The following is an 11,150-nucleotide window of genomic DNA, read 5'->3' as shown; positions in this document are numbered from 1 at the left end:
ATTTTGTATTTTACCTCACCCGGAACTGCAAAAAGGCAGTTCCGACCTCTCCAAAGGAGCGATAAATAGGAAACCCCCACCCAAGGGTCGGGGAATCTTTAGATTCAAAAGGCGTCCGTTAGAGATTACGTCATTCCCCTTAGAATGAAAAACCATCCTCACTCCTTGTTCCTCCCCTTTTTGGTTTTGAAATACAATCGAATTAACCTTTCTTATAGCGGAATAAGGATCAAGGAATCGCAAGTTTTGAGTTCCGAACACGGAGGGCATCCGCAATTCCTTAAATTAATTCTAAATACCGCACTAAAAACCCCTAAAGTTTGTTAATAACTTAACTGTACCCTAAATTTGTAATTAAAATATCGTACTAATGAGTGGATTTCTAAACGCTTCAATTGCCCGAAAAGTAGTAATGGCACTTTCGGGTCTTTTTTTGGTGTTCTTTCTGGGCCAGCATTTTGTCATTAACATTACCTCTGTAATTGCCCCGGATACCTTTAATTCATGGTCTCATTTTATGGGGTATAACCCGTTGGTGCAATATGTACTTCAGCCTATTTTGATAGCCGGCGTACTTGTTCATTTTCTCATGGGTATTGCATTAGAATTAAAGAACAATAAGGCCAGAGCGGTAAAATACGCACAATATAATGGAGGTGCCAATGCCTCTTGGATTTCGCGAAACATGATTATTACCGGTCTTGTGGTTTTGGCTTTTTTGGGGCTTCACTTTTACGATTTTTGGGTTCACGAAATGAACTATAAATACGTTGCGGTGAACCCGGAAGATCCTACACGGTATTATGCAGAAACTGTAGAGAAGTTTCAACCTATATGGCGAACCATCCTCTATGTTCTATCTTTTGTGCTTTTGGCGTTGCACTTATTGCATGGGTTTGCATCCTCATTTCAAACCATGGGTCTCAACAATAAGTATGCGCCTGCCATTAAAACCATCACTAAAATTTATGCCATCGCAATTCCTCTAGGGTTTGCGTTTATTGCAATCTATCATCACCTTAACCCAATTACACATTAATTATGGGAGTATTGGATTCTAAAATACCGTCCGGCCCGTTGGCCGAGAAATGGACAAAACATAAAAACGACATTGACCTTGTAAATCCGGCCAATAAGCGAAATATCGATATTATTGTGGTGGGTACCGGACTTGCAGGTGGTTCTGCCGCTGCCACCCTCGCCGAATTGGGTTATAACGTGAAAACCTTTTGCTATCAAGATTCTCCAAGAAGGGCGCACTCTATTGCGGCTCAAGGCGGAATTAATGCTGCAAAAAATTATCAAGGAGATGGCGATAGTAATTATCGACTATTTTATGACACCATTAAAGGAGGCGATTACCGATCCCGAGAAGCCAACGTATACCGATTGGCAGAAGTTTCCGGAAATATCATTGATCAGTGCGTGGCACAAGGAGTTCCTTTTGCCCGTGAATACGGAGGACTCCTAGACAACCGTTCTTTTGGAGGCGTATTGGTTTCCCGCACCTTTTATGCCAAAGGCCAAACAGGGCAACAATTGCTATTAGGTGCGTACTCTGCCATGAATCGCCAAATTAACAGAGGAAAAATACAGTCGTATAACCGTCATGAAATGATGGATTTGGTAAAAGTCAATGGAAAGGCAAGAGGCATCATTGCGCGTGATTTGGTTACGGGAAAAATAGAACGACATTCGGCGCATGCCGTGGTTTTGGCCACAGGCGGTTATGGCAATGTGTTTTTTCTGTCTACCAATGCCATGGGAAGTAATGTTATGGCCGCATGGCGTGCGCATAGAAGAGGCGCATTTTTTGCCAATCCCTGTTTTACGCAAATACACCCAACGTGTATTCCGGTCTCAGGAGATCATCAATCGAAACTGACATTAATGTCAGAATCGCTCCGAAATGACGGTCGTATCTGGGTGCCCGCTAAACTTGAAGATGCAAAAGCCATTCGCGAAGGAAAATTAAAACCCACACAAATTAAAGAAGAAGATCGGGACTATTATTTGGAAAGAAGGTATCCTGCTTTTGGCAATTTGGTACCGCGCGATGTAGCCTCCAGAGCCGCCAAAGAACGCTGCGATGCCGGATTTGGTGTTAATAAAACCGGAGAAGCCGTTTACTTAGATTTTTCTGCGGCCATCATGCGTTACGGAAAAGAAAAAGCATTGACTTCCGGTCTGCATAATGCAGATGATGCCGAAATTAGAAGGTTGGGCGAACAGGTTATAGAAGCCAAATACGGCAACTTGTTTCAGATGTATGATAAAATCGTAGACCAAAACCCCTATAAAACGCCAATGATGATATATCCGGCGGTACACTATACCATGGGCGGACTTTGGGTAGACTATAACCTACAAACTACGGTAGAAGGTTGTTATGCTATAGGCGAAGCCAATTTTAGCGATCATGGCGCCAATAGACTTGGGGCGTCTGCACTTATGCAAGGCTTAGCCGATGGGTATTTCGTGTTGCCATACACCATAGGGAATTATTTATCCAAAGATATTAGAACCGGGAAAATTGCCACCGACGCTCCCGAATTTGACGCTGTAGAAAAGGAAGTAAACGACCGGATAGCGAAGTTAATGTCGGCCAAAGGAATCCATTCCGTAGATTATTACCACAAGAAATTGGGTAAAATAATGTGGAATAAATGTGGTATGTCGCGTAATGCGAAAGAACTAAATGAAGCTATAGAGCAAATTTCGGCACTACGAGCCGATTTTTGGGAAAACGTTCGTGTTCCCGGTACCGCAGACAGTAAAAATCAGGAATTGGAAAAAGCAGGGCGTGTTGCCGATTTTCTTGAGTTGGGAGAATTGTTTGCCAAAGATGCGTTGAACCGAAATGAATCCTGTGGAGGTCATTTCCGTGAAGAATATCAAACTCCCGAAGGCGAAGCGTTGAGGGATGACAAAAATTTCAAATTTGTGTCTGCCTGGGAGTACAAAGGCGAACCCAAAGATGCTGTTTTGCACAAGGAAGACCTCGTTTATGAAAATATTGAATTAAAAACAAGAAGTTATAAGTAATAGATTCCTCCGCCCCAAGCAGCAGGTACTCATGTACATTGTCTGGTTAATAGGATGGATTTTTAAATTCATAATTTATGAAATTACAATTAAAAATTTGGCGCCAAAAAGATGCTGCTTCCAAAGGTAAAATGGTTACCTATCCTATTGATGGTATCGATGGCGATATGTCTTTTTTGGAAATGTTAGACGTGCTAAATGAAGAATTAATAACCAAAGGCGAAGAACCTGTAGAGTTTGATCACGACTGTAGAGAGGGTATCTGTGGCGCGTGTTCCTTACAGATCAATGGAGAACCTCACGGTCCGGATCGTTTTATAACGACCTGTCAGCTACACATGCGTAAATTTAAGGATGGAGACACCATTGTCATAGAACCTTTCCGAGCCAACGCATTCCCCGTAATAAAGGATTTAATTGTAGACAGATCTGCCTTTGATCGCATTCAACAAGCAGGAGGGTATATTTCTGTAAATACCTCCGGAAATACTGTTGATGCCAACGCCATTCCTATTAGAAAACAAGATGCCGATAAAGCCATGGATGCCGCTACCTGTATTGGCTGTGGTGCCTGTGTGGCGGCATGCAAAAACGCCAGTGCCATGTTGTTTACTTCGGCCAAAGTGTCGCAATTTGCATTGCTTCCCCAAGGACAAGTAGAAGCCACAGAACGGGTCTTAAACATGGTACGACAAATGGATTTGGAAGGTTTTGGCAACTGTACCAATACTGGTGCTTGCGAAGTAGAATGTCCTAAAGGCATTTCTTTAGAAAACATCGCCAGAATGAATCGAGAATTTTTGAGTGCCTCCTTAAAAGGATAACCCTCTTAAAAGCCTAAAAAAAAAATTACCTTACCACTTCGGTTGTAACATCTAGTTGTACCTTCTCCCCAATTAGTGCGCTGAACGTCTTAAAAATAGAAGACCGGTTCAGTCTTTCTGTGCCTTTGTATCAACCGACATGACTTTTGTCATCTTTGTTTCCAAATTATTTTTCAATTTTTGTTATCTTGTTTACACATTAGGCAAAGGTTATTTAAGATTGAACTAAAAAATTTGAGTATATGCCGGTTAAAAGCTACCTAGCACTTTCCTTTCCGGGAAGAAAAGAGGATTTAATAAAGGCATTACAACGTCTTAAACAGTGTGACATCATACCAGCAGAGAATGAAGATGTTCTAGCTTTGGTAACGGAGACCAGAAACGAAAGGGAAGAAGACCTTCTTAAAGAAAAGCTAAATGCCATAGCAAGTCTTAAATTATTGTCCCTTGTCTCCGGGTTTACTATACCTGAAAATTAATACGTACATGTACAAATCGGTTATACATAGAAGAAATTTTATTCGCAAAATGGCCATGTTATCGGCAATGACTGCTGCTGCGTCCATGTTTCCGGGGATCGTATTTGCCAATGAGCAAATGAAGGAAATACCCGAAGACGCAAATTATGATTGGAAAAAAGGCCCCTGCAGATTCTGTGGTGTAGGCTGTGGCATTCTTGTGGGCATAGAAAATGGTAAGGCGGTCGCCGTTAAAGGAGACCCTAATTCTGCCGTGAACAAAGGGTTACTGTGCGTAAAGGGCTATCATCAGATCATGTGTATCCAAGCCAAAGACAGACTCACACATGCCTTGGTGAAAAAAAACGGACGCTATGTAAAAACACCACTAAACGAGGCCTTAGACTTGGTAGCTACCAAAATGAAAGAGACCATAACCTTACACGGTAAAGATGCGGTAGCCATGTATACCTCGGGGCAATCTACGATCCCAGAAGGCTATATTGCATCCAAGTTTATGAAGGGTGCCATTGGCACCAATAATTTAGACTGTAACGCACGTCTTTGTATGGCCAGTGCAGTTACCGGATTTCTAACCACTTTTGGTGCCGATGAGCCAATGGGGTGTTACGAAGATATTGAACATGCCGACTATTTCATCACTTGGGGCAATAATATGGCAGAAATGCACCCGGTGTTATTTTCTAGAATGTTAGAGCAAAAATCAAAACGCGGTGCAAAAATTATTGATTTTGCCACAAGAACGACCCGCTCCAGTACAGCCAGTGACAAATCTATTTTATTTGAACCTCAAACAGACCTAGCCGTTGCCAACGCCATTTGCTACGAGATCATAAAAAACGGATGGGTAAATAAATCATTTGTTCAGAAGCATTGTAGTTTTAGTAAGGGGCTAACCCAAATAGGCTATGGCCGCGAAGACCATTTTGAATTTACCGATGCACCGGAGAAGATCGATTTTGAAGCCTATAAAGACTTTTTAAAAGCCTATAGCCCCGAAGAGGTTTCAAAATATGCCAAGGTGTCGGTAATGGACATTAAATACCTGGCTTCCATTTATGGCAATCCAAACAAAAAAGTAGTCTCTTATTGGTGTATGGGAATGAATCAGCATACCCGAGGAACTTGGATTAATAATTTAGTGTACAATATTCATTTGTTAACCGGCAAAATATCGCAACCGGGCAATGGCCCTTTTTCGTTAACAGGACAACCATCCGCTTGCGGCACTGCACGAGAAGTGGGAACTTTTACACATAAACTACCGCATGGCGTTGTAATGAACAAAAACGACAGGGAATTAGCGGCAAAAATATGGAAAGTTCCTGTTGAAAATATTCCATCCAAACCTACCTATCATGCCACCGAAATGTTTAGAGCTTTAGATCGTGGGGATATTAAATTTATTTGGATACAAGCCACAAATCCGTTGGTTTCGCTACCCAAAACAAGTAGGTATCGCCCCGGAATGCAAAAAGAAACGTGTTTTGTTGTGGTTTCTGATGTATTTCCGACGCCTACTTCCGATGTGGCAGATGTGATTCTTCCCGCATCTTGGCATATTGAAAAAAGTGGTCTTTATGGAAATTCGGAACGAAGAACACAGTATTGGGACAAAATGGTAGAAGGTCCGGGAGAAACAGCCCCTGATGCATGGATGTTTATAGAAGTAGCGAAAAGAATGGGCTACGGAGATTTATTTCCCTACAGCAAAGCAAACCATGTAGAAGAGATATACAACGAATACAGACAGTTCCATGAAGGCGCAAAACATGGCATGGCACCAGTAGACGTGCTTAAAAAAGAATCGGGTGTCATCTGGCCTTATGTGAATGGCACATCGACACAATGGCGTTTTAATGCTACGTATGACCCTGCTTGCGCTAACGGTGAAGATTTTCATTTTTATGGTATGCCCGACGGGAAGGCAGTTATTTGGCAACGTCCGTTTGAAGACGCTCCTGAAAAACCGGATGAAGAGTATCCATTTTGGCTAAATACCGGACGTGTCATAGAACATTGGCATACCGGGTCTATGACACGCAGAATACCTGTACTGCATCAAGCAATGCCCAATGCGTATGCCGAGTTTCATCCGGAAGATGCTTCGGCTTTAGGAATACGAAATGGGGATTATATTAAAATCACTTCGCGCCGAGGATCTTGTAAACTCCCTGCATCCATTAACGAAAGGGGATTACCTACCAAAGGACAAGTTTTTGTTCCATTTTTTGATGAAAATATGCTTATTAATGATGTGACCCTTGATGCGTTCTGCCCCATTTCTAAAGAACCTGATTATAAGAAATGTGCGGTTAAGATAGAAAAAGTGTAGGCTAGGAATTGATGACAAGCAACCTTAATTTTTTGCTTACCAGCCGAAATTTCCATTTTTTATGGAGACATGAATCGGTTAGGTTTAGTAGAAATTTTTTATTTGATTCATTCATTAAACCATAAAAACAGTAACATTGATGAAACCCTCAAAGCAATATGTAGTATATCCATCTAAATAGCACCCTAAAAGAAAAGGTATAGCTATCAATCCGGTACCCTGCATTTTAATTTATAAGAGCCCCCAACCAACCCAAAGGGCACAGGCCGGTGGGTATTTAAAAAATGAAGTTTTGCAAAACGATATAAACCATTATTAATCAACGTTTTATAAATATTTTTGATAATGAAAAAGAGATTTGGAATTATATCATTTTTTTTGATACTCTTTATCATGTTTATAATCGTTTGGAACTTCAGTTACCAAGAAGGACTAGAGGAAGGAACCATATCGGTTATTGAGTCACCGACAGGAACTTCAATCCCCACAGAAAGTGGTGTTTTCAGAAGGTTTGATCACAGTGGTATGGATATCTATGCCATACCTATAGATGCACAACATCAGCGCACACTAAAGAATTATTATACTAACAGGGCCTATCTGGGTGCGCCACCAAGCATACCACACCCCGTAAAAAAAGAAGGAAGTTTCGGCGGAAATACGTGCTTGCAATGCCATCAAAATGGAGGATTTGTAGCCAATTTTAATGCCTATGCACCCGTATCGCCACATCCGGAGATGGTAAATTGTAGGCAGTGTCATGTTACCAAAAACACCAATACCACGTTTAGAGAATTTAGTTTCGCAAAAGCACAACCGCCCAAAATAGGAGCTGGGATTAACCGTGCCATGCCGGGAAGCCCTCCTATGATACCACACCAATTACAAATGAGAGAAAACTGTATCGCTTGTCATGCTGGCCCTAGTGCACCGAACGAAATTAGAGTTACGCATCCTGAGCGCATTAATTGCCGACAATGTCATTTACCCAAAGCCTTGGACCAAACCCAACTGAATGTAGCCGTTTTCCAAAGATCTGTAAATAGCAATTATGAAGAATAATAGCCATACATATTACGTGATATTTCTATTAATTGCGGCACTTAACGCTTGTAAAGAAACATCCGAATATCACTCGGTTACAGACAAAATAGAGGCAGAAACAACTCCTTACCATGGAAAACACTCCTCGGAATCGTTACTGCTCGATCTAGAATTGATTGAAATCACCGAGGGTCAGCACACCTTTTTCATCCTGGAAAGACAAGGACAACTAAAATCATTTCCATGTACTGAGTGCCACAATAAGCCGTTGATGACACCGTCGAATCACTTAAATGGGCAAAAAGCGCATCGGGACATTGTATTGAACCACGCCAATAGTGAAACGATGAATTGTGCTACATGCCACAACGGTAAGGATATGAATAGTCTAAATACGTTAACCCATCAAGAAATAGATTTCAATCGTAGTTATACCCTTTGTGCACAATGCCACTTTAGTGCGTTTGAAGACTGGAAAGGAGGAGCTCACGGTAAAAAAATTGCTGGATGGGCGCCCCCAAGAGCCTCGATGACTTGTGTAAATTGTCATGATCCGCACCGTCCGGGTTTTGAAAAAAGATGGCCGGTACACTATAACACCCAAACAGGGAAAGAACGTAAAGAAGGTCTAGATCATTAAAAATAAAGCTATGAGCGTTAAAAAAAAGTGGTACTCCCTAAACCTAGAGCCGAAGAGACAAAAAGAAGCTTCTGAATTTTGTGGTTGCGGAAAATCTCAAGGCAGTTGCAAAAGCAACCAAGAAGCGCTAAGTGCTGAAGAATTTTACGAAAGAGCCATTGCGGCATCTATAGGCGAGGAAAAATCCAAAGATGGTTTTGAGCAAGTTTTTGACGTGAAGATGGATCGCAGAACTGCCTTTAAAAAACTAACGGCTAGTTTACTGATTGGCGCAGGAGCCGTGAGTACGTCGTGCAGTATGGTTGCCAACGATGATACTAAAGAAAAAGCTCAAATAGATTGGGAAGAACAGTTTAAAGGAAACTATAAACTAATGACCGATGACGAAAAACAAAGTACTATAAATAGGCTTATGCGATCCTACGAGCTGCGTACGGGTAAGAACATTGTAATGTCCGCAGATAATGCCGAAGAAAATGTGCTTTTTGGATACGCTTTTAATATCTCTAAATGTCAAGGTTATATGAATTGCGTCACGGCCTGTGTGACCGAAAATAATCAGGATAGAAATTCGCAAATGCAATACATCCGTATCCATGAAATGAAAGATGGCGAAGGATTTAAGTTTGATAAGGCAGATGATAACTACTATCATGAAGTGCCAGCCGAAAATCATTTTTATATGGGCACCCAATGCTTCCATTGCGACAATCCTCCATGCATTGAGGTTTGCCCCGTACAAGCCACATGGAAAGAAGATGACGGTATTGTGGTTATCGATTACGATTGGTGTGTAGGATGTCGGTATTGCATGGCTGCATGTCCGTATGATGGAAGACGCTTTAATTGGAGTAAACCCGAAGTTCCGGAAAATGAACTCAATAAAGAGCAGCATTATCTGGGAAATAGAATGCGGAAAAAAGGCGTCATGGAAAAATGTACTTTCTGTGTACAGCGCACCCGAAAAGGCAAAAACCCGGCATGCGTTGAAGCCTGTCCTACAGGAGCTCGAATTTTTGGAAATTTATTGGATCCGGATAGTACCATAAGGTGGGTGTTAGAAAACAAAAAAGTTTTTAGGCTTAAAGAAGATCTGGGAACAGAACCCAAGTTTTGGTATTTTATGGATTAATATGACGCTATTACATAAAGAAACACCTAAATCAAAACAATGGGCATTGTGTAAGAAACGACCAAGATTGATTTCGAAATCAATATAAAATGAGACAGCTAAAAGTATTTAAAAATTTAGTGATCGATAGTTTGGATATAACCACCAAAGGATCGTTAAAATACCATATTTGGATGGGTGTTTTGACGCTGGTGATCCTCATAGGGATGTACTGCTATGCGCTACAACTCGAGGAAGGTCTCAGCGTTACTGCTATGTCTGATCGGGTAAGCTGGGGGCTGTATATTTCTAATTTTACTTTTTTAGTTGGGGTTGCTGCAGCTGCCGTAATGTTGGTTATGCCAACCTATGTTCTTAAAGATATCGACTTTAAGCAGGCTGTGCTTATAGGAGAAGGGTTAGCCATCGCTGCCTTAATAATGTGTTTGGCCTTTGTGGTGGCCGATATGGGCAGACCATCGGTGCTATGGCACATGCTACCCGGCATCGGAGTTTTTAATTTTCCGAATTCGATGCTAACATGGGACGTCATTGTCTTAAATGGATATCTTTTTATTAATATAAGCATTCCGTTCTATATTCTTTTTAGGCACTATCAGGGCAAGGAAGCCAATCCTAAAGTATACGTGCCCGGTGCTGTTTTGTCTGTTTTTTGGGCAGTTGGCATTCATTTGGTTACCGCCTTCTTATACCAAGGCCTGCAGGCTCGTCCCTTCTGGAATAATGCCTTGTTAGGGCCTCGATTCTTAGCCTCTGCCTTCGCCGCAGGGCCAGCGCTAATCATTTTGGTATTGGCCGTTATACGAACCTTTACCGCATTTAAAATAGAAGACAAAACCATCCAAAAGATTGCAATGATCGTTACCGTTGCGGCTCAAATTAATCTCATAATGTTGGTTTCGGAATTATTTAAGGAATTCTACGCCCCCACACATCATAGTGAAAGTGCCTATTACCTGTTCTTCGGGTTACACGGTAAAAACGCCCTATTACCATGGATATGGACGGCAATTCCCTTAAATGTGCTGGCTACAGTACTTCTCACGTTTGGCAGGCTCAGAAATAAGCTGAATGTCTTATACTTCTGCTGTTTTATTCTTTTTGTAGCCATTTGGATAGAAAAGGGATTTGGTTTAATTGTTCCCGGATTTATACCCGGCCCTTACGGCAAAATAGTAGAATACCTGCCAACTAAAATAGAAATTGGGGTAACCCTAGGAATTTGGGCTTTGGGCGCTTTTGTATTTACCATTTTGGCAAAAACGGCCATTGGTATTGAGTTAGGAACATTAAAATACAAAGGAAAATAATGTCCCTTTTTTATAGTGGTATTAAGAAGCTACTTGTCTGTAGCGTATCCGTTTTAAGGTATTTATCCACTTAAAATGTTCGCTTAGTACAGGCAATGAAGGACTGAACGTGAATCTCTTTGAAATTAGAATAGGAATCCTTAGGCGGAAAGCCTATTCATAAAGTTGTAGGCTTCCCTTTTTTGTAGCCTTCCCAAAAGATGGTACATTTTTCGAGTTTGGAAAAGGCTACCACTTTGGGGTTTAGTTCAACAGCGGCCATAATGTTTTGACCCCTATAAAACAAGAGTGATCTTTTAAATTTCGATTATTAATTAAGCGGTTAATTTTTTCATTAAAAT

Annotated in this window: 9 protein-coding genes; all 9 read left to right on the top strand. The window is 41.3% G+C overall.

Features of this window, described 5'->3' with window-relative positions; genetic code table 11:
* The first annotated feature begins 370 nt into the window (after window positions 1-370).
* The 9 genes from U1E44_RS16275 (at window position 371) to dsrP (ending at window position 10,809) form a co-directional block, all read left to right on the top strand.
* The gene (locus tag U1E44_RS16275) at window positions 371-1,039 is read left to right on the top strand and encodes a succinate dehydrogenase cytochrome b subunit (protein ID WP_322932176.1); all 669 of its coding nucleotides are present in this window, start codon (window positions 371-373) and stop codon (window positions 1,037-1,039) included.
* Between the two features lie 2 nt (window positions 1,040-1,041).
* Entirely contained in the window at window positions 1,042-3,045 is a 2,004-nt protein-coding gene (locus tag U1E44_RS16270; RefSeq protein WP_322932175.1) for a fumarate reductase/succinate dehydrogenase flavoprotein subunit, read from the top strand.
* A 77-nt stretch (window positions 3,046-3,122) separates the two neighbouring features.
* The gene (locus tag U1E44_RS16265; RefSeq protein WP_322932174.1) at window positions 3,123-3,869 is read left to right on the top strand and encodes a succinate dehydrogenase/fumarate reductase iron-sulfur subunit; all 747 of its coding nucleotides are present in this window, start codon (window positions 3,123-3,125) and stop codon (window positions 3,867-3,869) included.
* 242 nt (window positions 3,870-4,111) lie between these two features.
* A complete protein-coding gene (locus U1E44_RS16260; RefSeq protein ID WP_322932173.1) occupies window positions 4,112-4,348 on the top strand; it encodes a hypothetical protein in 237 nt (78 codons plus the stop codon).
* 7 nt (window positions 4,349-4,355) lie between these two features.
* Window positions 4,356-6,683 carry a molybdopterin-dependent oxidoreductase gene (locus U1E44_RS16255; RefSeq protein ID WP_322932172.1) on the top strand — a complete coding sequence of 776 codons (2,328 nt, stop codon included), beginning with the start codon at window positions 4,356-4,358 and terminating at the stop codon, window positions 6,681-6,683.
* Between the two features lie 345 nt (window positions 6,684-7,028).
* On the top strand, window positions 7,029-7,745 hold the full coding sequence (locus tag U1E44_RS16250; protein ID WP_322932171.1) for a hypothetical protein: 717 nt from the start codon (window positions 7,029-7,031) through the stop codon (window positions 7,743-7,745).
* The gene (locus U1E44_RS16245) at window positions 7,735-8,367 is read left to right on the top strand and encodes a hypothetical protein (protein ID WP_322932170.1); all 633 of its coding nucleotides are present in this window, start codon (window positions 7,735-7,737) and stop codon (window positions 8,365-8,367) included. The genes U1E44_RS16250 and U1E44_RS16245 overlap by 11 nt, the downstream gene beginning before the upstream one ends.
* A 10-nt stretch (window positions 8,368-8,377) precedes the next feature.
* Complete coding sequence (locus U1E44_RS16240) at window positions 8,378-9,499, top strand: 4Fe-4S dicluster domain-containing protein (protein WP_322932169.1); 1,122 nt, start codon at window positions 8,378-8,380, stop codon at window positions 9,497-9,499.
* Window positions 9,500-9,588: 89 nt separating this feature from the next.
* Window positions 9,589-10,809: a sulfate reduction electron transfer complex DsrMKJOP subunit DsrP gene (gene dsrP, locus U1E44_RS16235; RefSeq protein WP_322932168.1), complete on the top strand. Its 1,221-nt coding sequence runs from the start codon at window positions 9,589-9,591 to the stop codon at window positions 10,807-10,809.
* Window positions 10,810-11,150 lie beyond the last annotated feature (341 nt).

Origin of the sequence: Aurantibrevibacter litoralis (assembly GCF_034651555.1) — a bacterium.
Classification (GTDB): Bacteria; Bacteroidota; Bacteroidia; order Flavobacteriales; family Flavobacteriaceae; genus Aurantibrevibacter; species Aurantibrevibacter litoralis.
The sequence above is the reverse complement of the archived record's forward strand: the minus strand, read 5'-3'. Positions and strand labels throughout refer to the sequence as shown.

Excerpts from the sequence above, each read along its gene's own strand:
- U1E44_RS16275 (WP_322932176.1), top strand. The coding sequence starts at position 371 with ATGAGTGGATTTCTAAACGCTTCAATTGCCCGAAAAGTAGTAATGGCA.
- U1E44_RS16270 (WP_322932175.1), top strand. The coding sequence starts at position 1,042 with ATGGGAGTATTGGATTCTAAAATACCGTCCGGCCCGTTGGCCGAGAAA.
- U1E44_RS16265 (WP_322932174.1), top strand. The coding sequence starts at position 3,123 with ATGAAATTACAATTAAAAATTTGGCGCCAAAAAGATGCTGCTTCCAAA.
- U1E44_RS16260 (WP_322932173.1), top strand. The coding sequence starts at position 4,112 with ATGCCGGTTAAAAGCTACCTAGCACTTTCCTTTCCGGGAAGAAAAGAG.
- U1E44_RS16255 (WP_322932172.1), top strand. The coding sequence starts at position 4,356 with ATGTACAAATCGGTTATACATAGAAGAAATTTTATTCGCAAAATGGCC.
- U1E44_RS16250 (WP_322932171.1), top strand. The coding sequence starts at position 7,029 with ATGAAAAAGAGATTTGGAATTATATCATTTTTTTTGATACTCTTTATC.
- U1E44_RS16245 (WP_322932170.1), top strand. The coding sequence starts at position 7,735 with ATGAAGAATAATAGCCATACATATTACGTGATATTTCTATTAATTGCG.
- U1E44_RS16240 (WP_322932169.1), top strand. The coding sequence starts at position 8,378 with ATGAGCGTTAAAAAAAAGTGGTACTCCCTAAACCTAGAGCCGAAGAGA.
- dsrP (WP_322932168.1), top strand. The coding sequence starts at position 9,589 with ATGAGACAGCTAAAAGTATTTAAAAATTTAGTGATCGATAGTTTGGAT.